We start from the raw sequence: 25,868 nt of genomic DNA, 5'->3' as shown, positions 1-25,868 counted from the left end.
CATCCGGTGTGTGAAGCTCCAGTCGGATGCCCGCTTCCGCACACCTTGGCCCAAACAGCTGGACGGCGGACTTCGCAACCTGGTTCAAATCGGCAGACGGAAAATCCGGCTGTACGGTGTGCGCCGCCACATCCGCCTCATACAACCTCTCTACCGAAGTCACAAGGGATTCAAATCGCCTCAACCTCCTCCAAGCAGCTGTAAAATCGTTCTCGGTTCGGCTCCCACAGTCCATCGTAAAACGCTTGGACATGCGAACGCAGAGTGGTCAGAGGTGTGCGAAGCTCATGCGCAAGGTCCTGCATGAGATTCTTCCGGAGTTCTTCCTGCCTCTGCAACTGCTGCGACAGGAAATTCAGGGTGCTGGCCAGTGAAGAAAGTTCGTCATGGCCCTCGACCGGAATGGTCGTTCCCCACCTTCCGTGGGCGATTTCCAGCGCCTGTTTCTGCATCACCAAGATCCGCTGAGTGATCGCACGGGAAACCAACACCGCCACACCTGCCGTCCCCGCAACAAACACCAACACCGTCCAGAGCAAACTCTGCGTGAATGCCTGCTCGAAGTGAACTTGGATTTGCTGGGTCAACGACGGCGATACGGAATTGATCTCTGGACAGACGACCGACAGGAAGTGGCGGTGAACCTCTGCTTGGAGGATGAAAGCCAAGGCCACCAACATGGCGGATACGGTCAGGAAAAAAGCGAGTAGGATTTTCTTCCGCAGGCTCAATCGTCGTCCCCTCCAAACCGATACCCCATCCCATAGACAGTCTGGATGTACACCGGGTTCTTGGGGTCGTCTTCAATTTTCGCCCGCAGATTCTTCACATGGGCGTCGATGGCCCGTGCATCCCCACGAAAATCCATGCCAAAGACTCGATCAATCAATTCCTCCCGGCTGAATACCCGCCTCGGATACCGGCTCAACGTCACCAACAGTTTGTACTCCGTGGCGGTGAGTTCGGCATTGTCCCCGCCCTTGTACACCACTTGCGAAAGGGCATCAATCACGAGGTCACCTCCACGGTATTCCAGTCGATCCGCCAGCGGGCGATCGAGCTGTGTGCGGCGCAATATGGCCTGCACCCGAGCCACCACCTCGTTGGGATTGAATGGCTTCGTGACGTAATCGTCAGCGCCGATTTGCAGACCTCTCAATCGGTCCTCGTCCCGGTGTTTGGCGGTCAACATCAAAATGGGCACCGATGATCGGGCACGCACCGCCATACACACCTCTTCCCCTGGTATATCCGGCAACATCAGGTCGAGAATGATGAGCGACGGGTGAACATCGTCCAGACGCCGCAACACGTCGCTGCCGGTATATACACAAACCACGTTGAAGCCCGCCCGCTCCAGATACAGCGATAACACATCGGCAATCTTCTTCTCGTCATCCGCAACCAAGATGGAGTGATGCCGTTTCATCCTTGCGCCTCCGCCATTTGTGACAATTTGTTTGCAGTCTGCCGTCTTCATACCATCTTCGCAATCCATCGCTACACTGGCAATGGTCCACCCGCCAACGTCTGCGGGATTCATGTAAAACAAGGGGTGTTACGATGAAAAAACAACACATCGCCCTGTACAGTGCGGTTGCCGTCCTGGCCGTTACCGGTGGCAGCGGGTATTATGCTTGGTGGATGCACAGATCGGCAAGCACATCCACTACCACATCCGCTGCACCGCTGGTTCAAACGGCTGGCCCGGATGGAAAGCTGGTGCCCGTATCCGCCTTGGTGGCCAATCCTCCATCTGGGGCGCACGTTCAGTCCTTCACGCTGACCGCTGAGGAAAAGTCCATCACCTTGGGCGGGAAGACCGTCAAGGCCATGACGTTTAACGGAACCGCTCCGGGGCCACTACTCAAAGTCCATCAGGGGGATCTCGTCGAAGTGACCGTGCACAACCAGTTGACCGTGCCGATCACCGTCCACTGGCACGGAATTTCCGTCCCCGGCTCTCAAGATGGTGTACCTGGATTGACCCAAGACCCTATCCAACCGGGTGGCAGCTACGTCTACCGATTCGTGGCAAACCAAGCGGGCACCTACTGGTACCACTCTCATGTCAATAGCGTGCAGGAGATCGGCCTCGGACTGTACGGCGGCATCGTGGTCCTGCCCAAAAGCCAGTCCGCACCGGCCCCCGACAGAGACTACACGCTCCTCTTGCATGAGTGGTCCACCTCCCCTTCGTCCTCGACCGATGAAACCATGGGGAACATGACCAGCATGGGCGGCATGAATGGGATGAGCATGGGGAACATGACCGGCATGAGTGGCATGAACGGAATGAGCATGGGGAGCATGGGCAACATGAGCGGTATGGGCACCATGTCCATGGGGGTGCCGAGCCTGCGCACCCATGGCTTCCAGGTGACGGACATGGATAAGAGTGCCGTGGGTGAAATGACCAACATGTACGATGCGTACACCATCAACCAGGACGCCAGCGGGCAGACCATGCTCGAAGCGAAGCCTGGCGAGACCGTGCGCCTGCGGCTCGTGAACGCAGGCAATATGACGCACCTCATGACGCTGGTCGGCACGCCGTTCAAAGTGGTCGCCATGGACGGGCAGGACATCGCAAATCCAACGCCCATTGAGAACCAACTCCTCCCGATTGGTGCCGCTCAGCGATACGACATCGAATTCACCATGCCAAAAAATCGAATTCACCATGCCAAAAAGCGGAAAGGTCCAGTTGGTGAGCGGGGATCCAGACATGACGGAGCGCATGCAGCTTCGGGCCACCATCGGCGGTGCCATGGCTTCCGGCACAAGTTCCATGTCTGATATGCCGGACGTGCAAAATGAGCCGTGGTTTGACTTCACCCGCTATGGCAGCGGATCGATCCCCGGTGTGCAGACGTTCAGCTTGGATCAGAAGTTCGACAAGACCTTCAACATGGACCTTGGCGTCGCCATGAACCAAAGTGGCATGGTCTATACCATCAACGGACAAGCATTTCCGAGCGTACCGCCGTTCGTCGTGAACACGGGAGATACGGTCAAGGTCCACATCGAGAACAAGAGTACGTACATTCACCCGATGCACCTTCACGGGCACATCTTCCAGGTGCTCTCACGAGATGGGAAGCCCATCACCGGCAGCCCCATTTTCCTCGACACGTTGCAAGTGCTGCCCGGTGAGACATACGACATCGCCTTCAAGGCAGACAACCCCGGTCTGTGGATGTTCCACTGCCACGACCTGCACCACGCTTCCGCAGGGATGGATGTCGTCGTGCAATATGCAGGCGTCACGGACCCGTACAATTTGAAGGACATGTCGGAGTGATACCGAACGTACGGGCAAAGGGTTTGGACCACGATTCCGACTCGCAAATGGGCAGCGTAAAAGCTGCCCATGTTTCATTGCACCACGTGCTCCTCACAACCATTCGGCGGCCAGAGTTCCCTGGTTGCATCGGACGAGGTCACAAGCGATCACGCTCCCCTTCTCTCTGGGTGTGCTCGTCCTTCACCAACCCTGCCGCAGGACTCATCCCCGCCACGTCGTACCAAGCCTCCACGGAGATTGAGGCCGCCATGATCAACAAAAAGGTCCACTGTGAAAGGTCAAACACGGTGTACAGCTCCACATGCGGAACCAGCAGAGATGTCCCAAACAGCACCGTACCGGCAACCGCCCAGACCCGATGCGCATACATGCTGGCACGCCGGCTGAGCAGATACAGGATCACCGCAAACCCACACCGCACCAGGTCCTCGAAGCGATATGGATGCAGATCCACATAGGCACGATATGCAAAATAAGGAATCGCACCGACCACCAGCGTCTGTGCGACCAGCTTGAGCCCAGTTTCATCCAGCGCCTTTTTTCGCCACAGGGAGATGATCAGATATAAGGTACTCGCCGCCAAGCCCACGAAGATTCCTCCTGGAGGAGTCCCACCGATGACGGCCATCAGGTTGTCTCGCAGGCTCAAGCTTGGATGCAGCAAGATACCGGAAAACCGGGTGAACACCACAAACACCAGCACGGCGCCGGACAACTTGTCCGCCACAATCTCTCGTGCTCGGTCCTTGGGTTGCAGGTTGAGAAAGGCCCAGCCGCCCACACAGCCCAACAGAAGCGCCATCCATGCGTCGGGAACTCTTTGCAATAGCGCCAGCATTACTTCGAAATCCTCTCCAGTTCCGCCATCAGGTTCTCTTTCGATACAGCACCCACGTTTGTCGCCACAATCATCCCTTGGCGGTTTACAAAAAAGGACGTCGGGAAACCAATGATGCCATACTCGTTCATCACCGTCCCCTTCGTGTCCAAGGCCACCGGCCACGTGATCCCGTACTGTTTCACGAACTGCTCCATGTCGGCCATGCTGTCCTGAGCAGTGACATTGATGCTGAGGAAGACCACCTTGTCACCGTACTGTTTGTACGCCTGCACGATGTCAGGCGTCTCCAACTTGCAGTAGACACACCACGACGTCCAGAAATTAATGAAAATGGGCTTGCCACGCAGTTTGTCCGTGTCAATCGTCTGGTTGTCCGGGTATTCCTGCAGTTTGATCGGGGGCATCTTGTAACCCGTTTGAGGGGCCACCGCCACGGATGAAGCGCCCGGAGCAACATTCGCCGAGGCTGCGGTCTGAGATGCGGCCAATGAATTTTGTTTGAAGGTGACCGTTCCCACGATGGCAATGAGCAATGCGGTGCCGGTACCAATCCCCAACCATTTGTGTGCCTTTTTCACACCACGACCTCCCTTAGAATCCCGTGAACCCGCCATACAGCCGAATCAGTGCCACGGTGATCTTGGACATGGTATTCGTCAAAAGAAGCACCCCGAGAACCATCATGGTGTATCCGCCGATTTTGCTGAGCATCGCCCCGTATTTGGCCAGCCTGCGCACGGAGCCCAAGGTGAAACCCAGAACAAAAAAGGGAATCGCAAACCCGAGGATGTAAGCGAGGATGAGCGGCAATCCAAGCGCACTGTTCGTGGCTGTCATCACCAGTACAGCGGCGAGAATGGGGCCAATGCAAGGAGACCATCCGGCGGCAAAGCTGACCCCGACCAGGACGGATGCCAGGTAACCCGTCCTGTCCGATCTGAACTCCCATTTTTTCTCCATCATCAGCCATTTCGGCGTGAACAGGCCACTCAACACGAGCCCCATCAAAAAGACGATGACCCCGCCGACAATACGAATGACGCCCCGGTAGTTCACGAACACCTGTCCGATGAGACTGGCCGACAAACCCAGGGCCAGAAAGATGACGGAGAACCCGATGATGAAAAACAAGGTGTGTGTCAACGCACGTACACGATGATTCCAGGTGGTTTGACCCCCTTGCCCAAACGTCACCCCGGAGATATACGACAGGTAGGACGGATACAACGGCAAACAACATGGCGAGAGAAACGACAGGATTCCAGCAATAAAGGCCAACCAAAGTGTCGGATGCGTGCCGAGCGTCAGGGTGTCCGCCCCCATTCCTTCACGTTCATGCCTGCTGCCTTGGCGTACGTGAGCATCTGGGATTCCGTAAGCGGTCCCAGCAGGTGGCTGACCACCTTCCCGCCCGCCGTAATGAAAAACGTCTCCGGTTGACCGGTCACGCCGTAAGGGCCCGACCACTTGTCATTCTCATCGAGCAGCACCACCACGCTCGCTGGCAAACGATACTGCGTCACATACCGCTCGACGAGACCCACTCCATCCCCTCGGTCAATCATCACCACGTGGATGTCATTGCGGTATTTCTCTGCGAACGCCTTCAAATCCGGCGTCTCCTCGATACAAGGTTGGCACCAAGGCGTAAAGAAGTTCAGCAGCACGGGTTTGCCTCGTAGGGACTGTAGTGAAAATGATTCACCGGAAAGCTCCTTTGTCTGAATGTCGGGGGCGAGGCCACCCACCTCAACCGGTGTCATGGTATTTGTGTACAACACAATCAGATACAAGAAGACAAAAAGAACTCCCGCTGCAACGGCGAATACTGTGATATTCCGGCGAGTCTGCGTGACCATCTCACCACCGCCGAACTTGCCCCATTTCCCCATGACCATACCGCACAATTATGAAGATGGTATGAAGGCCATGAGCACTGAAGGATGCACGGTCCACATGGGAGTCGGGGTTTGTTGAGGATTCGTGCTGTGAGGACTGCGGCGGGGGAAAGCGGCGTACGTACGCCAGTGGTTTCGTACGCCGCCCGTAAAGCCCTCATACGTAGGTGACAGTGGTAAACATCCCGCCCATACCTGGCTGATGTGCGTTCGTGGTGTGATGCGGTTTATGACAATGAAACGCCCAGACCCCCGGGTTGTTCGCATCAAACTCGATGTCCCACGTCTCTCCCGGTGCCACGTTGATGGTGTTCTTCGACCATGGGAACATCAACTCCGAACCATCGGCGGCGGCCACTCGAAATTCATGACCGTGCAAATGCATCGGATGAGAGTCCATGCTGATGTTCCCCATCCGATGCGCACCCGCTCCCCACGTCGGACCCGCAGCGAGGCAGTGTCCGGGTACGCTTTTCCGTTCAGGGTAAAGTAGTTGAAATCCATGCTCATCGGATTGATGTCAAACCGCCTCCCTTGGGTCCCCGGCTCTCCGTGAGTCGGATGCTCAGACATGGATAGCGTACCCGTGGTCTGGGTCAGCGGAAGGGGCTGCCCGCCCATCTGCATGCCCGCCATGTCCATGCCACTGTCCGTCTGCACTGCCCATTCTTGGAGCAGGATGACATACTCCCGATGGGTCGACAGCACCCGAGGAAGCGAGACAATCATCCCCGCAAGCCCCATCATCTCCTGTTTGGCGTCCATGGTGTGGGCATGATACATAAATGTCCCGGCTTGACGCACCACAAACTCGTACACATACGTCTCCCCCGGTCGAATGACTGGCCCCGCCCCGATTTCCGGCACACCATCCACTTCGTTGGGGACAATGAGGCCGTGCCAATGGATGGAGGTGGCTGTTGGAAGGCGATTGACAAACACGACCTGCACCCGCTCACCTGGGCGCACAACCATCACCGGGCCTGGTGTGGAGCCGTTGTAACCCCACGCTCGGACGATCACGCCGCTCACCAAGGTTTGTTCCACGGGCTCGGCCACCAAGTGAAACTGTTTGACTCCGTGCACCAGGCGATGCGGCAAGAACTTCAAATTCGGCGCAATCAGTTTGGTCATCCCCATGCGAATGGACCCCATATTCCACGCCTCCTTTCCCCAGCAGCGATATGCGGAACGGAAGACAATTGCCCACGGATGACCGTCTTTTGGCCACCCTGTGCGTGAGTGGATATTGACACATATACAATACGGGGGTATGGTTTTTTAGAGCATCTGAAGGCGAGGGATTGTCATGTGCCCCGATCACCCGGAACACACTGGACACAGTTACGCCCCACACAAGGAAGACCTCCTGCGCCGGCTGCGGCGCCCGGATTGAAAAGAACGTGGCCAAATTGCCTGGGGTCAAGCAGGTCAACGTCAACCTAGCGTCGGAGCGAGCCCGTGTGGTCCTGGACCCAGAGACGCCTTGGACAGAGGTCGTCTCCAAAATCGAGAAAACCGGCTACTCAGTGCCGATGCGAGAGGTGGACCTCAACATCACCGGCATGACGTGTGCCGCTTGCGCCGCCCGCATCGAGAAGGTCGTCGGACGCCTGGAGTCGGTCAAGTCCGTCCACGTCAACCTGGCATCGGAGAAGGCGCATGTGAGCTATGTACCCGGCGTGATCGACGAAGGAGACATCATCCGGGCGGTGGAAAAGGCGGGGTACGGCGCCACCCTCGCCAGCGAGGCGGCGGAAGCCGAAGAGAAGCAGCGGAAACTGCAGGCATACCGCCGGGACCTGGCGAAGTTCTGGTTCTCCGTCCTGTTGACCCTGCCCCTTGTCGTGCAGATGCTCGTGATGCTCGTCGGAGGGCGACCGTTTCTGCCGAACTGGCTCTCCTGGCTCCTCGCCACGCCGGTGCAGTTTTACGTACGCTGGCGGTTCTACAAAGGGGCGTACCATTCTCCGGGGCGGGGCCGCCAACATGGACGTGCTGGTGGCGCTCGGCACCAGCGTGGCGTACGTGTACAGCGCCATCCTGACCATCCTGGGCCAGCCGGACGTGTACTTCGACAGCTCCGCCACCGTCGTGACCCTGATTTTCATGGGCAAGCTGCTCGAGGCCCGTGCCAAAGCGAAGTCGAGCGCCGCCATCGAATCCCTGGCCAAGCTCGGGGCCAAGGTGGCCCACGTGCTGCGCAATGGCGTGGAGACGGACGTGGCCGTAGAGGACCTGTGGGTGGGCGATCTCGTCCGGGTCCGGCCTGGGGAAAAGGTGCCGGCGGACGGCGTGATTATTGAGGGGACGACGTCGGTCGACGAGTCGTTTCTCACCGGCGAGTCGATGCCGGTCTCCAAGCAGCCGGGCGATCCGGTCGTCGGCGCATCCATCAACCAGACGAGCGCTTTTGTCATGCGGGTGACGAAGGTGGGACGGGACACCGCCCTGGCGCAGGTGATCCGGCTGGTGGATCAAGCGCAGGGGTCGAAAGCACCCGTGCAGCGGCTGGCCGACACCATCTCCGGCATCTTTGTTCCGATTGTGCTCGGGGTGGCGGTGCTCACGCTCCTGGCCTGGGGGGTGTTTGGCAACTGGTCGCACGGGCTGCTCGCCGCTGTAGCCGTGCTGGTGATTGCCTGCCCGTGCTCCTTGGGGCTCGCCACCCCGACCGCCATCATGGTCGGCACGGGCCTTGGGGCAGAATCCGGCATCCTCATCAAGGGCGGCGAGCACCTGGAGCTCGCCCACCGGGTAAACACAGTGATTTTCGATAAGACAGGCACCCTCACCGCCGGCAAGCCCGTGGTGACCGACGTATGGACCACGGAGGGGGTGGGGCGTGACGAGCTCCTGGCTGCGGCGGCCGCTCTGGAAGCGCAGAGCGAACACCCGCTTGGCCGGGCCGTGGTCGCCTTCGCCCAGGATCATGGCGTCGAGATCCCGATGGCGTCCGAGGTGCAGGCGGTGCCCGGCCATGGCATTCAGGGCACGGTGAAGGGCGCCAGAATACGGATTGGGAATCGTACCTGGCTTGCCGATGCGAATCTGGCCATCCCCGGCGATGTCCTGGAGGCGTTTGAGCGTGCCGGCAAGACGGCGGTGCTGGTGGCACAGGATGGCCGATTGCTCGGCGCAATCGCCATCGCCGACACCCTCAAGCCGGATGCGGCCGGAACGGTGAAACAGCTTCAGGAACTCGGCATCGAAGTCTGGATGATCACGGGTGATCAGGCCCGCACCGCAGAGGCCATCGCACAGCAGGCGGGAATCACGAACGTGATGGCCGGTGTCCTGCCCGCCGACAAGGCGGCCAAGGTGGAAGCCCTGCGCAAAGAGGGGCGGGTGGTCGCCATGGTGGGCGATGGGATCAACGATGCGCCTGCATTGGCGGCAGCCGACATCGGGATCGCCATGGGTACCGGCACCGATGTGGCGCTCGAGGCGGCCGACATCGCCCTTATGCACGGCCACACGCACGGCGTCGTGGACGCTCTGCGCCTGTCCAGGGCGACCATGCGCAAGATCCGCCAAAACCTGTTCTGGGCGTTTTTCTACAACGTCCTGGGGATCCCGCTGGCGGCGCTGGGTGTCCTCAGCCCCGTCATCGCCGGGGCGGCCATGGCGCTCAGCTCTGTGAGCGTCGTATCGAACAGCCTGCTGTTGCGCCGCTTGAAGCTCGGAGAGGAGGTGCATGCGGCGTAGGAGGAGAACGTGTCGACGCCAACACACAAACGGGCGACCTGAACATACACGAACCATGAGAGGAGACGATGGACATGGCAACGGCGACCATCACTATTAAAGGCATGACGTGCAGCGGGTGTGTCAATTCCGTCACGAAGGCGCTCAAGGACGTGGAGGGTGTACAGGAGGCGAGCGTGGATCTGCAAGGACAGAAAGCCACGGTCACCTTCGACGAGTCGAAGACCACCGTGGCCAAACTGAAAGAGGCCATTGAGGACGCCGGTTACGATACAGAGTGAAACATTCTTGCGATGAAGGGAGAGCGGATTGCTCCGCCTCCCTTTTGCCATATCACCATGTACGGCAGGCAGAGAACGCTCCAGCCATCTAGTCTCGCAAGTCTTTGAGACGCTGCAAGTATTCCTCCCGGTCAATTTCACCACGGGCGTAGCGTTCTTTGAGCAGTCGAACAGCGTGGTCATGCTCTTTATCGTTTTGACTGAGAGATCCTCTTCTGACCACACGAACGATGGTCCAGAGGACAAGCAGGATCCCGGCAATCAAAATCAATGCGGAGAGTATCCAATACAGGCTCATGAACCCGAACCCCATCATGCCCATCCCATTCATCATCATGATTGCGTTTCCCCCCAACTGTTTCGACCTGCCCATAGTGTAACGCACATGTGGCAAATTAACCCATGAGAGGTGGAAATGTGGCCAACAAGCGAATCACCCGGCGGGAATTTCTAATGGCCTTGGGCGGCCTTACGTTGATTGGGCTTGGCAGCTACCCGTTCATTCGTTCTCCCATTCCTGAAAGACCTATCCCTCTGGTACTTCCGCAGAAACCCACGGTCCCGTGGAACGGGAACGTCAAATCGTTCGTCTTCAACCTGTCCCGAGGAAATGTGACGCTTCGGGATGGCCGCCGTTTCAGCGGATATCTCATCAACGGCCAGTTCCCCGGCCCCGAGATCCGTGTCCGAGAAGGCGACAAGGTTCGGGTGATGGTGAACAACCATCTCGACCAACCCACCACGCTGCACTGACATGGTGTGAATGTCCCGTCTCCGATGGACGGCGTACCAGGCATCTCCCAGGACCCCATCCTGCCAGGACAGTCGTTTACGTACGAGTTCGTCACCGGTCCCTCCGGCACTCGCTGGTATCACTCGCATGTGTTCGAAATGGATCAAATCCCAAATGGATTGTTTGGCCCACTCATCATTGAACCAGTAAACAGCAAGGATCCGTACCCTGAAGACCGTGACATGACGCTCACCCTGTCCACGTGGGGATACCAATCCAATCCCGAATTCGATTACGGGATGCAAGCAAGCGGCGGCATGGGTCAAATGATGATGGGGGGCGGGACCATGACCTCCTCCAGCCAAGGCCTCACCTATTTCATTAACGGAGATATCCCAGAAGCCCTGGCCCCTGTCACCGTACACGCAGGTGAGAAGCTTCGCCTTCGCCTCATCAACGCCAGCGCTTCCGAGTCTTACTGGTTGACCATGGACAAAGGTAGCTTCTTAGTTACCCACACCGATGGCAATCCGCTGGATACCCCTATACCCGTGAGCGATTTGTACATCGCTCCGGCGGAGCGATACGACATTGTGGTCACGCCACCGCAGACAGGAAAGTGGTATCTGCGGTCCAAAATCGCCGGTCAGGAAACTGTCCGAATTCCCTTTTATACACAAGGGCAAGTCAGTGAAGGGCCTCCGCCCGCCCCGTCATGGTCCTACACCAACTCCTCCGCCGATGGTGGTTCTTTGGCGAAGGTTGATCAACATTTTGTTTTGACGCTCAGTGGCGGGATGATGATGGGGCCAAGCTGGACCATCAACGGCGCCTCTTACCCAAACACTGCCCCGTTGCGAATAGGCAAAGGTAATCGGGTGCGCATAGAAATGCAAAACATGAGCATGATGGAGCATCCCATGCATCTGCACGGACATTCGTTTGAAATTACCAGTTTCAACGGCAGGGTCTTAGCACGGCCACTGATCAAAGATGTGGTCAATCTGCGGCCAATGGAGCGCTGCACTATCGAATTTTTAGCCAACAATCCCGGTAACCGGTTCTTTCACTGCCATAATTTACAACACATGAGAGACGGCCTGGCCACGGTGGTGGAGTACGCCGATTACCCGCTGCCGCATGTGGATAAGTGGATGTGACACGGTCTGACGAGGCGAGCAGGATCACCACCACATCGGAAACAGGTGCAGGTTACGGTTCAGTTTTATCCCATCGAACAACAAAATAACCTGCACCCTGTTGTTGGCCATCACACTCCCGCTCCAATTGCATGGCGGAGCCAAAGTCCTGAAACTCATCTGGTCCGACATACAATCCAAACCGAACCTCGGACGGACGAAAGGGTAACATAGCTGATACTTCGTCCACCGAAAAGAACCGAGCGTGCCGAAAGACACTACCAGGATCTTTTCGGCCACGCTCCGAATACTTTTTGGCCCAAGTTCCAGACGAATTGATGAAACCGACCACCAATCGACCACCAGGTTTTAGGACACGGAGCCCCTCTCGCAGTGCAGCGACCGGGTCTTGAAGGAATTCCAAAACGGTGTTACAAACTGCCAAATCAAACGTGTTGTTGTCGAAGGGAAGGTTGAGGAGATCAGCTTGCACAAAGGTGACGACTTTCTCCCGTTTGTTGCGTGCAACCTCCAACATCTTTTGTGAAATGTCCACACCCACAACCGAAAGTCCCAGATCACTCAACCAATACGTGTAGGAACCTGTCCCGCAGCCAAGGTCAATGACCTTTTCCCCTTGCTTCGGCTTCGCTGTCACAGCGACGATTTCACGTTCGACGACATCTACGAAGTGGCCGAGCGGAGTGCTGCAAAAATCATCGTATGAGCCGGCTTTCTCGTCGAAAAGGGCTTGTTCCTCCATGTCTTCACCCCCCGCTTCAGTCCACTCACCTTCGCCTGATGGGTAGACATTGTTGTGCCCTCGTTTCAGTACAACTTTATCCCGCACAACACGATAGCTTCGCCACATCCTTGTCGAATGTCAGCGCCGCCAGTTTCAACCCCTCCGCCATCGTCAGGTACGGCGCCAGGGTCGACTTCAGATCCTCAATCGTAAGCCCAAACTTCACGGCGAGCACACCAGCGTAAATCACGTCCCCGGCGTTCTCCGCCACCACGTGCACGCCAAGCAGCTTGCGGGTCCTCGCATCCGCCACCAGTTTGATCACACCTGCCGTGTCCCGGTTCACGAGCGCCCGTGGCACCGCCTCAAGCGGCAACACCGAGGTGAGGACCGGATACCCCTTCGATCTTGCCTGCGCCTCGGTCATCCCCACCGTGGCAATGGCGGGTGACGTGAACGTCACCGCCGGCACCACCGTGAGGTCCACCTTCCGCTCTGCGCCACCCACAGCATTTTCAGCCGCAAGCGCTCCCTCGTACGCCGCCACATACACGAACTGAGGCCCCATCGTGACGTCACCGGCGGCGTATACGTTCGGATTGCTCGTTCGCAGATACTCGTCGACCAGCACCTCGCCCTGCTCGCCGACCCGAACCCCGGCTGCCTCCAGGTTCAACGCCGCCGTGTTTGGTTTCCGCCCCGTCGCTACCAACAGCGCATCGGCTTCCACGACCTGCTCCTGCCCGTTCACCGTGAGATGAACCCGTTTCAAGTCCCCGTGTTGTTCCACCCGTCGATACGTGACGCCCGTCAGGAGGCGGATCCCATCAAGGGTCAATGCGAGTGAAACGGTCTCGGAGACCTCCGGATCGTACGCTTTGAGCAGCCGGTCGCTTCGCTGCATCAGCGTGACCGCTGAACCCAGGCGGTGAAACATCTGCCCGAGCTCCAGGGCGATGTAGCCGGAGCCAATCACGGCCAGACGCCGTGGGACCTCCTTCAACTCCAGTGCCGTGGTGCTGACGAGGTAATCCACATCCGCTAGCCCTGGAATGTCGGGAACGGCGGGTGATGCGCCCGTGGCGATGAGATACCGGCGGGCTCGAATCGTGCGGCCGGCGACCTCGATGGTCGACGGGTCGACGAAGTGGGCCTCGCCACGAATGAAATGGAACCCGTATTCGCCGATGAGTTCGACATACTTGTGCTGCCGCAGTTCCGCCACCAGCTCGTCTTTGGCGCCGACAAGCTGTTGAAGGTTGACCGGCCGGGCCGAAGTGTGAAGGCCCGGAAACGGATTGTGGGCGGCCAGGTGATGGATTTCGCTGGCCCGAAGCAGGGGCTTCGACGGTACGCATCCGACGTTCACGCAGGTGCCGCCGATGGTGCCCCGCTCGACCATGACCACCCTGGCCCCGTACGAGACGGCTTGGATGGCGGCAGAGAAGGCGGCCCCGCCCGACCCGATGATGCAAAGGTCGTATTCGCAATCGGCGCCGTCGCCTTGGATAGGCCCTCGCACGCTCGGGGCTCCGTCCAGGATTTCAGCCTCTCCAGGCGCATACCCCGAGTTGGCCACGGCACGTTTGGCCTCCTCGAGACGAGCGGGATCGATCTCGAACGTCGCCTCCCCCCGCCGAAAACTCGCCACCACGTCTTCGGCGCCCGCACGCTGCAGGGCCTCCGTGACGTGTCGCTCGCAATCCGGACAGGTCATCTCGTGTACGGCCAGTCGAACCCTTGGCTTTTCGTCCCGCATCTTGACAGCACCTCGCTTTCTGTCATACACCTTGCCCCAGATGGATAGATGGCAGCCAGTAGATGATCAGGTACACCCCCGTCTCCAGGGTGATAACGCCGCTCAACCGGCCCATCCAACGGGCGCCGGTCCGCACCCACTTGCTGACCCACTGCTGCGAGAGGGTCGAGGCTAGGGAAATGACCGTCACCACGAGACCCATTCCCAAACCATACACCATGAAATCTACGAGGCCCCCGGCCACCCCTTGACTGTGAAATGAAGACAGAACGAGCACAGAGAACAGCGGCAGCGTGTAGCCCAGCGATCCCAGCGCATACGCAACGCCGTAAAGCAACACGGACCACGGGGTGCCTGGCTTGATGTTCCACTCCCCGCCCAGGTGAAACGACAGCCCGCCGTTGCCCAACATCATCAGGATGCCCAAAACGAGGAAGAGGACTCCGACGCCCTCCGCAATCCACACCACCGCCTTGCCGAGAAGTTGGGCGAACATGACCGAAACCAGCCCGGCGAGCAGGACACCAACAAATAGCCAGCGGTCATGAGCAGCCCAGCCCACAAACCATCCCACGCACGGCGCTCACGTCCCGCAATCAAGTGAACGATGTAAGAGGACAGCATGGCCACTCCACAAGGATTGAAAGCTGCCATGATGCCGGCGCCGAGTACGACGGCGAGATCCCCCATCATGCCAACACCTTCTGTAACTGGGCTGGCGTCGGTGCGACGCCTTCAAAGATGATCTGGTTGTGGTACAAAACCACCACCGTGTCCAGCCCCGTGACGTGAAAGCGCTCGAGCAGACTTGCGTCCGTAGCCAGAACGTACGGCCAGTGCGCACCGGCTGCTTTGGAGAACTGCTGGATGGTACTCGCATCATTCGCCTGAGGCGTAACGTCGATGGAAATGAGCCGAACGTGAGGGTCATTTTGGAATTGCGCCAATGCGGTTTCCGTAGGCAAACAGTCCGCACACGACGTGGTGAGAAAATGGAGCACCGTCTTCTCGTTTGGATCGATAACCATGCGCCGCCCCGCTGTATCCACCAGGGTGAAGTCGCTTGCAGGGGTGGACCCGTCGCTGGTCGCCGCCGTTTGTGCGGACGGCTGTAACGCCGGACGTGGCCCCCCTTGTTCAAAGTGAACTATTCCGTAGACGCCAACTCCAATCAACACCACCAAGGCGCCTCCCAGCCACATCGGCCTCTTCATTTGGCCCGCCTCCCACTGAACATTTCACTTTGTCACATCCGGGTACAGCAACGGATATGCTCGGCGTTGTCTGCCACAATCGCCTTTGCCAACTGCAGAATGGTGCGGACACGCTCGTCCGAGATCCGGTAGAGTACGTACTTTCCCTCCTGGCGAGAGGTGACGTACCCGCACCACTTCAGGCAAGCCAACTGGTTCGATACCTGGCTCTGCGTGGCCCCGGTGGCCTCCACCAACTGGGTGACGTTCTTCTCCCCATCCAGCAAAATCTCGACGATGCGAAGCCGGGTGGGATTGGAGAGCCCATGAAAGAACTTCGCATAGATCTCCGTTTGGACGACCTCTTCCGGCTGAAGCTTCAGCTGTGCCAACTGTGTCCCTCCTCAGCGCTCATCCTGCGGAGTATGCGGGGTCTGGTTCGTGTTCGGCATACAACAGGCCCCGTGGCCACAATGCTTTCCCCTTCTCGATCCGATGAACATCATGACCCCCATCAAGAGCACCATCCCGCCCAGGATGAAGTACCGATTTGCCTCCAAAAATGCCCCGGCGGCGGTCAGACCCAATGCCGTGAGCAGCACCGGCAGCCCGCAACAGAGGATGGCAACAATCGGTATACCAAACAGTGCCCATGACGATCCTGTGGAGCAAGTCGACTTTTGCGACCGGTCATGCGGATGTGCCATAAAACCACGCTCCCGAAATTCGTCTTTATATCATAATACCTTAATATATTGAGTGGTCAATACGAGTGCTGCCATGAGTCATGAACTATTATCATTTGCGCCCCTAAAAAAGCGAAATTCGTTCACTTCGTTCCCCAGAGCATTACGCCAACGCCAACCAGACAGATGGTCGCTCCAACCCAGTCCTGCAGCGTTGGCACATCCTTCGCAACCCACCAACCCCACAACAGCGACATCACGATGAACACTCCGCCATACGCCGCATACACCCGGCCGAACGAAGAGAACTCCTGACGGGTGGCGATAACGCCGTATAAAAACAGCACGACACCACCCGCAAGTCCGACCCACAAGGGTTTTCCATTGCGCAGGCACAGCCATACCGGGTATCCGCCGCCGATCTCCGCCAGTCCGGCAAGGATAAACAGTATGTACGCCCGAATCAATTCGCCACCCCTCCCCATACAGCAAACGTTGCGTCCACTGTAGACCAGACGAAGTTCAAACGAACCGCCAACCAAGCAGTACCTTCCTCATTACAAAAAGGGTATCAAAATCCACTCCATTGCACCTCAACGGCCACGTTCTTCGACGAACATAAAAATGGAATTTTTTGTTGACTAATCGCTCCTTCCCGTCGAACAATGGTTGAGGCCGGACCTCGGCCATTTATCCACAAGTGCAAGGAGGGTGTCGACATGTCTATGCAATATCCGGCCACCTTGGGCAGCGTTTCAGAAAACCTCGCCAGACTTTTGGGACGGGAGCGCTGGCATAAGACACACACCGCCGGCTGGATAGGAGACGCCATATACGGAGTCAACGACGGCTTGGGAGCCATTTTCGGCATCATCGCCGGTGTGGCCGGTTACACGGCAAGCAGCAACACAGTGCTCATCAGCGGCCTCTTTGGCGCTTTGGCCAGCACCCTCTCCATGGGCGCCGGTGCGTGGCTCGCCACCAAATCCGAGACGGAACTACGACAGAGCGAAATTGCACATGAACGGCGGGAGATCCTGGAGGATCCAGAACACGAAATTGAAGAGCTCGCCCTGATGTATCAACTCAAAGGGTTTGACGAAGCCGAGTCCTGGCAGATGGCACGGCGAATCGCCCAGGATACCGAGCTGTTTGTCAAGACCATGGCTCAGGAAGAGCTCGGGTTTCACGACGAGTCGGCGGGAAGTCACTGGAAGTCTGCCGTCATCGGCAGTTTGTCAACGCTCGTGGGCGGACTGGTGCCGTTAGTCCCCTTCTTTTTCATGACCGGGACCGTGGCGATGGTGGCAGCGGCCATCGTCAGCATAGCCGCCCACTTCGCCGTGGGCGCCGCCAAGAGCCTGGTGACTGCCCGAAGCTGGTGGGCGAGCGGCATGGAAATGACGCTCGCCGGGGTCATCGTCGGCGTGGTGGCGTACGGCTTGGGCATTCTGGGGACAATGCTGGTTCATGTCTGATATCCATCATGAGCCCACCCGCTCCAGGCGGGGCGGTGTGGGCTCTGTTCCAGATAATGGTGTCTAAACCGAGATTGCAATCCGCCTTCAGTCCTCCAACGTTTGCCTACAGGCTCTCCGCCCGTCCCCTTCATGCGATCACAGCCGGTGACCACAAGATGGAAGGGACCCCAACTTACTTCACTGGACTTGCATATTCCGCTCAACAGTTCCTACCATGGGCATTGCATTCAGGTGGTTTGACTGGAGAGCTGAAGATGGCAAAGGCCGGTGCTTAGCCCACACCTCTCCTGGGCCCCGGCAGAGATTTGCCGCACAGCCAGTCGAACGCTATCGCCAATGTCCATTATGCGATGCTCTACCGTGTTTAATCGACTCTGGGTATGGCTTAGTGAGGTTTCTATGTGATCTAGCCTTTCCTTCACCGATGCCTCAATACGGTCTAACCTCTGCTCGATAGGCTGTAACATTTCCGCCAGAACATGTCGTAACTTCTGCTCATCCATTACACGTCCCCCGTTCTGAAACTATCATATCATGCTTTTACTCTGAGCACGGGCCACAGTTTGCCACTCCTTGTATGATGATGATATTGATGACTGTACTCGCTCACCACCTATTGTGCCATTGAATTATGGTAGTGTATTCCTGGAATTGTGTTGGTGTCTCGACCGAGACTTCGGTCAGCTTCCAATCCTCCACCGTATCGAAGTCCCAGCCCTCACTCCTTGATGCGAACGCAATCAGTGACCACAAGAAGCACCGACCTCAACACCGCACTTGCATAATCCACGTATTGAACCCGACTTTGTCAAGACAGATGGGATGGCTTTTAAGAGAGAGATGATAGACTTTCAATTCAGATAAAAACTGTCTCACGCTGCGTTTTGTTGCATTTTCCAATTTCTGAATTCCAACGGCGAGCGATAACCTAGTGCGGAATGCGGTCGATCCGTGTTGTAAAAGTGAATGTACGACTCAATCGCCGCTTTCGCCTCGGCAAAGCTGCTGTATTCCTGCAGCCAGACCTCCTCCTCCTTCAGCGACCGGAAGAATCGCTCGATGTATGCGTCAGCATCGGGGTTGTTGTAACCCGTCCGCTCATGGTTGATTTGGCAGACCTTCATCGCTTGGATGAACCGTCGACTCGTCATCTGGCAGCCATTGTCCGTTCGTAATGTCAAACCGGCACCTTGAACGCCGTTCGGGAAGCGATAGTTCAGCGCCATATCCACAGCCTTCAGCAGGTCCTCCGTACGGCAGAACCGGGAAAACGAGTACCCCACAATCTCCCGGTCATAAGCGTCAATTACGGCAAACAAATATCCCCAGCCGTCCTTCCCACACCACACCTTCGTCATGTCGCACTGGAAATGCTCGTTGGACCTGGTGACCGGTATCTTCCCTCGCCGTTTCGCTCGTGCAGCGCCCCGCCTCGGAGATTTCACCAGCAGCTCCATTTCATTCATCAGCCGATACACCCGCTTATGGTTCACCCGCAGGTTGTATCGGCGACGCAGCATGACTTGGATTCGCCGGTATCCGTACGTGGGGAATTCTTCGCACAGTTTCCAAATCCACTGTTTGACCAGAGCGTCCTTGTCCACAGGAGGCCGCTTCGGCTTTGGCACAGGCGGCTTCAGCAAGCTGTAACAGTACGTCCGGTTCAGCCCTAACGCTTTTGCAATCACTGGGACCGGAAACCCTTCTTTGGCGAGCTGACAGACCAAAGAACGGCTATTTACTTCCGGCCCCAATTCGATTTTTTCGCAACACATCCACCTGCATCGTAAGTTCACCGATCTTAGCCCGAGCCTCCTGCAACTCCTTCTCCAGCTCCTGCTCCCTCGTAGAGGGTCCGGACTGAAGCCCAGCCCGTCCACCAGCCAGGAACGCTTCACGCCACCTGTAATACAGACTCTGGGCCACGCCATGCCGCCGACATACCTCGCTGATGTTCGCACCGGGCATCATGCCCTCGAGCACGATGTTCATCTTTTCGTCCACTGTCCACTTACGTCCCGGCATCATAAACACCTCGTCTTCACTCTAAATTCTAACCTCTCCCTTCTGTCTGGGTTGACTCTGGGGCAAGTATACATGTCTCTTATCTTCGATGTGCTATGCACTTACAGGGGCTTTTCTAGGGACTGCCGAGGCTAACGTTTTGCTCGCCTCCGAAAATTCATCACTATGGCAGCTAAAAGGGGAATACAGATTAAAGTTAGCACAAAATACGCTGGCGCCACACCAGCGATGAAGTGCTCCATTTCCTGCGTGCTGCGGAAAAATGTAAAGCTGCCAGCCCACACGAACAAGCCTCCAGAATACGCCACAATCCGGTGCGACGACAGCTTGAACACGTCCTTCATACCCTCACACCAAGCATAGTGAAACACGGCCAGTTTGATGCATACGGTGGACATCACTCCCATCACGTACAGCGTGTCCAGACGCTCCAGAAAGCGGCCGACGCGAATGCTGCGGACGGTTTCAAGCACCGGATACGACAGATAACTGGTGGACTGCCCCACCACCCCTGTCGTGATTACCAGGACGCACGTCAAGAGAACGGTGAGGATGGCCGTAGCGGTGATTATGTCTTTGGGAAGGGTCTGGCTATCACGCAAAGCTCGTACGAACTGCAGGCTAATCAAAAATTCCAATGCGTAGGTCAGGTCCGGCGTTATGGCGCCGCGGAGCACCGGCTGCCAGCCGTAAGCGAGAACAGGCATCAGTTGGTGAACATCCATGTGCTGCATGGACAAGGCGAAGAGAAGCGGCGCCACAATGAGCGCGAGCGGTGTAATGAACTCGCCGTCTCGCACGAGGACCTCCGCGCCCATGTACACCATGTATGAGATCCCAGTCATGGCCAGCAGCCCGATGATGTACTCCGGTGTCTCAGGCAAGATGGTGATACTCACAAACGATTCCGCTTCCCGAAGAACGGTGCAGTTAATCAGGTACAGCCAGACAAGAAACCAGAGGCAGAACATGCGCCCCAGCCATGGTCCGAATGCGTCAATCAAGCCGCTGGTGAGATTCCGGTCTGGCAGCGCACGGAGGAACATCGCCGCAACACCGGCGGATATCAGGCCCCCGGCCGCAAACAGGAGGCCCGTAATCCAGCTGTCGCGGACGGTGAACTGGGCAATGACGAACGGGACTGTGACGATGCCGGTGCCGAGGATGCTCCAAATGAGCACGATGACTAATTGAAACCGGGAAATCTGTGCGTTCGACATGGGGCGCGGACCCCCTTCTAAATGATCTCGTACATCCATTTTGTTACTGGACCAAACGCGGCGTCGAACGGAGCCAGAAGATGCACGTTGGGCCACAGATGCCAAGAGACAAGCGCGGACATGGCGACCGCCAACATGACGAGTAACCAGTACACTGTGACTTCACGGCGGTTTGCCCGGCGAAGGGCGTGTTTGTCAAGGATTGCTATGGCAACGGCAGTGAAAAGTGCGGCCCAGATCACGGTGTGGTCACTCCGCGCCCTGCCGGCGGAGCCAAGCCGCTGCGCGAGGCCGCGGATTCGGGTGTATTGGAAGACAGAGCGGTCCTGGTAATGTGTACGCGTACATTGAACTTGACCTGCGCACGAGCAAAGTAATCTGGCCATTGCTGGCTGATCTGCCGCCACCTGCGCGGGTTTTCGATAAACAACCGCGTGCCGAACTGGCAGGCGTCTACACCGTCGGATTGGAGTTTTGTCATCACTGCCTGCATCTGCCGTTCCATGTACTCGGCAGTTTCCTGCTCGTATTTCTTGTACGTTTTCTCACTCAACCGCTCATACGGACAAAGCCGCTCGATCTCCGCCCGTGCTTGAACCTTCACCAGAAAACTGACTCCATCGTTGCCAAACTGCGGAATGACCTTGGTGTGGGAAACCAGCAGTCGCACGGCACTTCCAACGCCGTTGTCCTTGCCGTCGCATGGTAGGAGGATGGCCACCTGGCGGGTGTCCCCCATAAGCCACGCGAGCGCCTTCGTCTCCTCCACAGTCAGGACATCGGCCATCTTTGCGCCGCGAAACACAGCAACCCCTTTCATGAGCAGGTGGCCCGAAGCGTCTCTGTCTACCAACGACAAAACGGGGGCCTGCGACGGCGACAGGTACTCCCTCATCACCTCCAGTTGCCCGCTGTCGACAACGCGGAACATCTCGCCTACCTGCTCCACCAAATCACGAAGGCCCAGCGCGTTCAGAGGCTCGGGATCGGACGGAGCCGAAAGGACGTCCCGGGCCTGTCCCGGTGTCACGAGGAACAGTTGATTGCGGCGAAAGTACCGGTTGCGCTCGAAGTAGTCAAATGCCCTGTCAATTCCTTGTTTTGCGTAGTCACTCCCAAATACCACCAGGGTATTGTGTGCCAGGTACATTCGGTGTGGTACGTCTTCCTTGAATCTTTCCACCGCTTCTTCGATAGAACTGCCCGTCTCATCCCGGATGAGGAAGGGCTGGCCGCCTCCTGAACCTGACTGGCCCCCACCCGCCGAAGGTACGGCATTGGGATTGACGATCTGGGCCGTCACCCGTACCAAGCCATTGTCCGTCCGGTCGATGCCGAGGGCGATGACGATATTCATGTCATCGACCTCCTGAATATCAAAGCACCCTGGCAACGACAACGAACCAATGCTGATCACCAAGAAGAAGGCCAACTTGCGAAACAGGTACGACCTCATCGCTGTCCCTCGCCAGAGTCAGGCTTGTTGGGGGGCTGCGGTGTCGGGCTGCGATTGCTGACACTGTCAACCGGTTCAAGCTGCTCAGGGCGTCGTTTGATCGCAAACCAGGGAGCCCGGATGAACATATCCTTCATCTCTGACCAGGTGAACGGTGCGATGGGGGCCATGTATGGAACTCCGAAAGAACGGAGCGAGACGAGATGCGTCACAAGGACCAGGCCGAGGACGACGATTCCGACCAGTCCAAAAACACCAGCCGCGACCACGAATGCAAACTGAATGATCCGGCTTGAATTCACAAACCCATACGCCGGCAGAGCAAACGACGCGACCCCGGTTCCTGCCACCACAATCACCATGCCGGGAGAGACCAAGCCTGCACGTACTGCGGCATCGCCGACAATCAGCGTACCTACAATGCTGACCGATTGCCCAACCGCCCTTGGCAGACGCGAGCCCGCTTCACGCAGGGCTTCGAAGGCGCACATCATCAAAAGCGCTTCCAAGATGGTTGGAAACGGAATGCCGCGGTGTTGGGCAACCACGCTGACGAGCAGCGGTGTCGGCATCAGGTCTTGGTTGTAAGACAACAGCGCCACGTACAAAGACGGCAACAAGAGGGAAGACCAATAGGCGATGTGGCGCAGAATGCGAACGAACAGCGTCAGTGAGTAATTCATGTAGTAATCTTCGGCTGATGCCAGGAAATAGATGAACTGCGCAGGCACCATCATACAGCTTGGCGCTCCGTCGAGCATGATGGCAATGCGCCCCTGTAACAGACTGCCCGTCACCCGGTCCGGTCGTTCGGTCTCTTCGGTTGTGGGAAACAGAGTGTACGGCGCGTCGCCGATCAGTTCGCGCAACTTGTTGATGTCATTCACTCCGTCGATAGAAATCTTGCGCAGCCGTTGGCGCGCTTCTTCCACCAGAGTTGGTTTGGCGATGCCTTCGACATAAACGATGCACACGGTGGTTTTGGAGTACACGCCGATGCGCATCGATTCGACCTTAAGGCGCGGACTGCGAATCCGCTTGCGGAGAAGCGCAATATTGAGCTCCAAATGCTCGACAAACGCCTCCTGCGGGCCCAGTAGGGTGGGCTCGTTGTCCGGCTTTTCGATTGCCCGGACCGGGGGCTTGCTAATGTCAAGGACGAGCGCCAATTTCGAACCGTCCGCGCAGAGTACCACCTGGCCGTCCGACACAGCTGTGTTCAATTCTTGCCGTGTCTTGATCCAACGAACGTGCACCGTGTGCAGGACGGACTCCATCTGCCGTATATTAGGCCGCGGTTGTGGCAAGACCTCAAGGGGTTCGAGAACGCCCTCTTCAATGCGCGCAAGGTCCACCAATCCGCGCAGCCAGACCAAAAGCACGCGCGTACCGTGCACGTCAACGTCACGGAGCTGCAAATCGTCGCAGTTTTTCCACTCCGCCTTGACCCAACTCCGCAATTGTTCTACAGAGGCGGGGAGCGGTTTGTCCGGCTCAGACAGCGAAGTGTCGACCAGGCTGGTTATCCTGCCGGGATCATTCCACAGGTCTTTTCTCTTCGTACGCCGAAGCTTGTCGAACATCATCGCATACTCCCCGAGACTGCTTGTTCCACTTAATTGTTATTTTGACCAGATACGTCCAAACCATGTACGAGCGTAGCCTCCCCTGCGTGTACGGCCGGACCAACTGCAGGGAGTGTTCGATCCACTCCTCGATGTGTCGGTCATTCACGCAGCGCTGGCATAGGATCTCCGGCCCCTCGTGTCGCTCATACGAATACGAGCCCTGAAGCGGATACGTGATGACCGGACGGAGGTGACGAATTTCGTCCACCTTCGACCCCTCCATTGTGGTAGGATGGTACATCATATTCACATGGACGTGAAAAAGTACCGTCTGTGTAAAAAGATTTCGGGTGATTTAAGGTGCCGAAACCCACGCGGCTCAAGCTGGTGCTGGTCATGAGGGGGCTGAAGCAGGAGTGGCTGGCGGAACAGACAGGGCTTCCGTCCACGACGGTCAGCCGGATCGTCAACGGGGCAACGCCGACCCTGAGAAATGCACAGAAAATCGCACGGGCGCTGGGGGTAAGCGTGGATGATCTGTGGCCACTTGAGGAGGGCGAATCAGATGAAGGATAAGGAGAAAGAACACGGGCACATGGACAGTTCAGGATCTATTGCTCTCGATTGGAATACGATACGAAGCCGTATTACAAATTCAACTGTTGGGATCCAAAGCCGGAAATTATGAAGAGGATTAGAGCGGAGACAACAGATGACACCGGATTGCGATCCACGTAGTGGGCAGTACGTCCAGGGCGAAGACGGACTGAGAACCAAAGCCAGCACCCTGTGATATGCTGGATCTGCACGTGGCGGACAACGGAATACTGCAGGAGGGTGAGACATGGGATTTGTAAGCCCGCAATTTGTAACGCTGCCAAATGGCACGGCTTTGACCTTGCGCACCGCAGAACCCGCCGATGCCTCGCAGGTACTGGAGCATACGAAACAGGTCACAGCAGAGACGGACTTTCTCGTGACCACCCCGGAAGAGGTGACCTTGACCGTGGACGAGGAGCGAGTCTGGATCCAGCATCATCTGGACGATCCCGGCAGCCTCCTCCTGCTTGCCTGCGCCGGGCCTCAGGTGATTGGGATACTCAGCTTTCGCAGAGAGTCCCGTGTGCGTCTGTCGCATCACGGCTCCCTCGGTGTGAGCGTGCAAAAGGCGTGGCACGGCCAAGGTATCGGGCGCAAACTGGTGGAAACGCTACTGCGCTGGGCAGAGGCGAATCCCTGGTTAGAGAAGGCGTGCCTCGAAGTCTTCACCACGAATGAGCCGGCCATCCACCTGTATCATAGCCTGGGATTCCAAGAAGAAGGCCGGCGAAGGCGCCATGTCAAGCTGGGGCCTGATGCCTACGTTGACGTGTTGGTAATGTGCAAGTTCGTCAAGTGACCCCGTCGTTCCCGGGTTCCAGGCGGCGGCCGCCAAGGCTATCGATCCGCTGTTCGATCAGAGCCGGAAACCAGGGTCAAGACTCATTTCGGGGCGCGAAGATTAGCAAAAGATTTGCAGCGTCCGAGTCCGGCGCCACATACGCGAAATGGCGCGGGCTGACAACCCGCGCCACCACTGGCTTTTTTGGTGCACCCGGAGGAACTCGAACCTGCGCAAGATGCGGTTTAGGAAAACGACGAAGCTCATCCGAGATAGTGTTCAAGCGTCCCAATGAGTCCAGAAAACCCGCGTCGCGACAGGGTTTGGTGGACTCATCATTACACCGCGTACTATCGCGTGCTTTGTTTTGGATTTTCATTTGGATTTTCACGTCTGGTGCTTATCCCGGCGCTTATAGATTCACCCTTTACGGCACTCGCCGTGTGG

At 57.4% G+C, this 25,868-nt stretch carries 29 protein-coding genes and 2 pseudogenes; 9 read left to right on the top strand and 22 right to left on the bottom strand.

Translation table 11 applies throughout. From position 1 onward, the window contains the following. From N687_RS24995 to N687_RS0120300, 3 genes are all read right to left on the bottom strand, one after another. Nucleotides 1–184 (bottom strand): hypothetical protein (locus N687_RS24995; protein ID WP_231493554.1); only part of this gene is annotated, 184 nt, incomplete at its 3' end. Then, complete coding sequence (locus tag N687_RS21720) at nucleotides 171–731, bottom strand: HAMP domain-containing protein (RefSeq protein ID WP_029423577.1); 561 nt, start codon at nucleotides 729–731, stop codon at nucleotides 171–173. The genes N687_RS24995 and N687_RS21720, both read right to left, overlap by 14 nt. Next, nucleotides 728–1,429: a response regulator transcription factor gene (locus tag N687_RS0120300; RefSeq protein ID WP_029420761.1), complete on the bottom strand. Its 702-nt coding sequence runs from the start codon at nucleotides 1,427–1,429 to the stop codon at nucleotides 728–730. Before N687_RS0120300 ends, N687_RS21720 begins: the two co-directional genes overlap by 4 nt. Nucleotides 1,430–1,563: 134 nt before the next feature. Between N687_RS0120300 and N687_RS21715 the strand changes: the two genes are divergently transcribed. Both N687_RS21715 and N687_RS25645 read left to right on the top strand, forming a co-directional pair. Beyond that, nucleotides 1,564–2,799, top strand: a complete 1,236-nt coding sequence (locus tag N687_RS21715; protein WP_419670116.1) for a multicopper oxidase family protein — start codon at nucleotides 1,564–1,566, stop codon at nucleotides 2,797–2,799. Next, the gene (locus N687_RS25645; RefSeq protein ID WP_419670146.1) at nucleotides 2,729–3,304 is read left to right on the top strand and encodes a multicopper oxidase domain-containing protein; all 576 of its coding nucleotides are present in this window, start codon (nucleotides 2,729–2,731) and stop codon (nucleotides 3,302–3,304) included. The genes N687_RS21715 and N687_RS25645 overlap by 71 nt, the downstream gene beginning before the upstream one ends. 139 nt (nucleotides 3,305–3,443) lie before the next feature. Here N687_RS25645 and N687_RS0120290 read toward each other — a convergent pair whose 3' ends face one another. From N687_RS0120290 to N687_RS21705, 6 genes are all read right to left on the bottom strand, one after another. Beyond that, nucleotides 3,444–4,145, bottom strand: coding sequence for a hypothetical protein (locus tag N687_RS0120290; RefSeq protein WP_029423576.1), 702 nt, complete (start codon nucleotides 4,143–4,145; stop codon nucleotides 3,444–3,446). Next, on the bottom strand, nucleotides 4,145–4,726 hold the full coding sequence (locus N687_RS22655) for a TlpA family protein disulfide reductase (RefSeq protein ID WP_051663507.1): 582 nt from the start codon (nucleotides 4,724–4,726) through the stop codon (nucleotides 4,145–4,147). The genes N687_RS0120290 and N687_RS22655 overlap by 1 nt, the downstream gene beginning before the upstream one ends. 13 nt (nucleotides 4,727–4,739) lie before the next feature. Next, complete coding sequence (locus N687_RS0120280) at nucleotides 4,740–5,471, bottom strand: cytochrome c biogenesis CcdA family protein (RefSeq protein WP_051663506.1); 732 nt, start codon at nucleotides 5,469–5,471, stop codon at nucleotides 4,740–4,742. Beyond that, the gene (locus tag N687_RS23575) at nucleotides 5,453–5,911 is read right to left on the bottom strand and encodes a TlpA family protein disulfide reductase (protein WP_231493653.1); all 459 of its coding nucleotides are present in this window, start codon (nucleotides 5,909–5,911) and stop codon (nucleotides 5,453–5,455) included. The genes N687_RS0120280 and N687_RS23575 overlap by 19 nt, the downstream gene beginning before the upstream one ends. Nucleotides 5,912–6,203: 292 nt before the next feature. Further along, on the bottom strand, nucleotides 6,204–6,431 hold the full coding sequence (locus N687_RS25340; protein ID WP_331280151.1) for a multicopper oxidase domain-containing protein: 228 nt from the start codon (nucleotides 6,429–6,431) through the stop codon (nucleotides 6,204–6,206). Next, nucleotides 6,377–7,201, bottom strand: a complete 825-nt coding sequence (locus tag N687_RS21705) for a multicopper oxidase domain-containing protein (protein WP_331280150.1) — start codon at nucleotides 7,199–7,201, stop codon at nucleotides 6,377–6,379. The genes N687_RS25340 and N687_RS21705 overlap by 55 nt, the downstream gene beginning before the upstream one ends. 164 nt (nucleotides 7,202–7,365) lie before the next feature. Between N687_RS21705 and N687_RS21700 the strand changes: the two are divergent. Both N687_RS21700 and N687_RS0120260 read left to right on the top strand, forming a co-directional pair. Further along, nucleotides 7,366–9,754, top strand: a pseudogene (locus tag N687_RS21700) (heavy metal translocating P-type ATPase). A 74-nt stretch (nucleotides 9,755–9,828) separates the two neighbouring features. Continuing rightward, nucleotides 9,829–10,035 (top strand): heavy-metal-associated domain-containing protein, encoded by a 207-nt coding sequence (locus N687_RS0120260; RefSeq protein ID WP_029423572.1) that lies wholly within the window; start codon nucleotides 9,829–9,831, stop codon nucleotides 10,033–10,035. Between the two features lie 88 nt (nucleotides 10,036–10,123). On the opposite strand, the gene N687_RS0120255 is transcribed toward N687_RS0120260, so the two are convergent. Continuing rightward, nucleotides 10,124–10,372 (bottom strand): SHOCT domain-containing protein, encoded by a 249-nt coding sequence (locus tag N687_RS0120255; RefSeq protein WP_231493553.1) that lies wholly within the window; start codon nucleotides 10,370–10,372, stop codon nucleotides 10,124–10,126. Nucleotides 10,373–10,437: 65 nt separating this feature from the next. Here N687_RS0120255 and N687_RS22650 point away from each other — a divergent pair. Together N687_RS22650 and N687_RS21695 are read left to right on the top strand one after the other, a co-directional pair. Continuing rightward, nucleotides 10,438–10,965, top strand: a pseudogene (locus N687_RS22650) (multicopper oxidase domain-containing protein); the annotation flags it as partial. Nucleotides 10,966–11,010: 45 nt separating this feature from the next. After that, the gene (locus N687_RS21695) at nucleotides 11,011–11,928 is read left to right on the top strand and encodes a multicopper oxidase family protein (RefSeq protein ID WP_331280165.1); all 918 of its coding nucleotides are present in this window, start codon (nucleotides 11,011–11,013) and stop codon (nucleotides 11,926–11,928) included. A 52-nt stretch (nucleotides 11,929–11,980) separates the two neighbouring features. On the opposite strand, the gene N687_RS0120245 is transcribed toward N687_RS21695, so the two are convergent. From N687_RS0120245 to N687_RS0120220, 7 genes are all read right to left on the bottom strand, one after another. After that, nucleotides 11,981–12,670, bottom strand: coding sequence for a class I SAM-dependent methyltransferase (locus N687_RS0120245; protein WP_029423570.1), 690 nt, complete (start codon nucleotides 12,668–12,670; stop codon nucleotides 11,981–11,983). Nucleotides 12,671–12,746: 76 nt separating this feature from the next. Next, complete coding sequence (gene merA / locus N687_RS0120240; protein WP_029423569.1) at nucleotides 12,747–14,411, bottom strand: mercury(II) reductase; 1,665 nt, start codon at nucleotides 14,409–14,411, stop codon at nucleotides 12,747–12,749. A 22-nt stretch (nucleotides 14,412–14,433) separates the two neighbouring features. Next, nucleotides 14,434–14,985, bottom strand: coding sequence for a cytochrome c biogenesis protein CcdA (locus N687_RS0120235; RefSeq protein WP_029423568.1), 552 nt, complete (start codon nucleotides 14,983–14,985; stop codon nucleotides 14,434–14,436). 115 nt (nucleotides 14,986–15,100) lie between these two features. Next, nucleotides 15,101–15,625, bottom strand: a complete 525-nt coding sequence (locus N687_RS0120230; protein WP_035462572.1) for a TlpA family protein disulfide reductase — start codon at nucleotides 15,623–15,625, stop codon at nucleotides 15,101–15,103. A 32-nt stretch (nucleotides 15,626–15,657) separates the two neighbouring features. Further along, complete coding sequence (locus N687_RS0120225) at nucleotides 15,658–15,996, bottom strand: ArsR/SmtB family transcription factor (RefSeq protein ID WP_029423566.1); 339 nt, start codon at nucleotides 15,994–15,996, stop codon at nucleotides 15,658–15,660. Nucleotides 15,997–16,008: 12 nt separating this feature from the next. After that, the gene (locus N687_RS24235) at nucleotides 16,009–16,311 is read right to left on the bottom strand and encodes a hypothetical protein (protein WP_156040248.1); all 303 of its coding nucleotides are present in this window, start codon (nucleotides 16,309–16,311) and stop codon (nucleotides 16,009–16,011) included. Nucleotides 16,312–16,433: 122 nt separating this feature from the next. Next, entirely contained in the window at nucleotides 16,434–16,775 is a 342-nt protein-coding gene (locus tag N687_RS0120220) for a YnfA family protein (RefSeq protein ID WP_029423565.1), read from the bottom strand. 234 nt (nucleotides 16,776–17,009) lie between these two features. Here N687_RS0120220 and N687_RS0120215 point away from each other — a divergent pair, with 234 nt between their 5' ends. Beyond that, nucleotides 17,010–17,768, top strand: a complete 759-nt coding sequence (locus N687_RS0120215) for a VIT1/CCC1 transporter family protein (protein WP_231493552.1) — start codon at nucleotides 17,010–17,012, stop codon at nucleotides 17,766–17,768. 875 nt (nucleotides 17,769–18,643) lie between these two features. Here N687_RS0120215 and N687_RS0120205 read toward each other — a convergent pair. The 5 genes from N687_RS0120205 to N687_RS0120180 form a co-directional block, all read right to left on the bottom strand. Further along, nucleotides 18,644–19,546: an IS3 family transposase gene (locus N687_RS0120205; protein WP_156040246.1), complete on the bottom strand. Its 903-nt coding sequence runs from the start codon at nucleotides 19,544–19,546 to the stop codon at nucleotides 18,644–18,646. Further along, a complete protein-coding gene (locus tag N687_RS21690) occupies nucleotides 19,506–19,796 on the bottom strand; it encodes a transposase (protein ID WP_081411978.1) in 291 nt (96 codons plus the stop codon). Before N687_RS21690 ends, N687_RS0120205 begins: the two co-directional genes overlap by 41 nt. 131 nt (nucleotides 19,797–19,927) lie before the next feature. After that, nucleotides 19,928–21,016: a GerAB/ArcD/ProY family transporter gene (locus N687_RS0120195; RefSeq protein ID WP_035462567.1), complete on the bottom strand. Its 1,089-nt coding sequence runs from the start codon at nucleotides 21,014–21,016 to the stop codon at nucleotides 19,928–19,930. Between the two features lie 238 nt (nucleotides 21,017–21,254). Next, complete coding sequence (locus N687_RS0120185; protein WP_029423559.1) at nucleotides 21,255–22,472, bottom strand: Ger(x)C family spore germination protein; 1,218 nt, start codon at nucleotides 22,470–22,472, stop codon at nucleotides 21,255–21,257. Next, nucleotides 22,469–24,055 carry a spore germination protein gene (locus N687_RS0120180; protein ID WP_231493551.1) on the bottom strand — a complete coding sequence of 529 codons (1,587 nt, stop codon included), beginning with the start codon at nucleotides 24,053–24,055 and terminating at the stop codon, nucleotides 22,469–22,471. Before N687_RS0120180 ends, N687_RS0120185 begins: the two co-directional genes overlap by 4 nt. A gap of 345 nt (nucleotides 24,056–24,400) precedes the next feature. Here N687_RS0120180 and N687_RS0120175 point away from each other — a divergent pair, with 345 nt between their 5' ends. Both N687_RS0120175 and N687_RS0120170 read left to right on the top strand, forming a co-directional pair. Then, on the top strand, nucleotides 24,401–24,616 hold the full coding sequence (locus N687_RS0120175) for a helix-turn-helix transcriptional regulator (protein ID WP_231493550.1): 216 nt from the start codon (nucleotides 24,401–24,403) through the stop codon (nucleotides 24,614–24,616). A 268-nt stretch (nucleotides 24,617–24,884) separates the two neighbouring features. Beyond that, a complete protein-coding gene (locus N687_RS0120170; protein ID WP_029423556.1) occupies nucleotides 24,885–25,439 on the top strand; it encodes a GNAT family N-acetyltransferase in 555 nt (184 codons plus the stop codon). Nucleotides 25,440–25,868: the final 429 nt, after the last annotated feature.

Origin of the sequence: Alicyclobacillus macrosporangiidus CPP55 (genome assembly GCF_000702485.1) — a bacterium.
GTDB classification, from domain to species: domain Bacteria; phylum Bacillota; class Bacilli; order Alicyclobacillales; family Alicyclobacillaceae; genus Alicyclobacillus_H; species Alicyclobacillus_H macrosporangiidus_B.
Note: the sequence above shows the minus strand (reverse complement) of the source record. Positions and strands in the feature narration are given on the sequence as shown.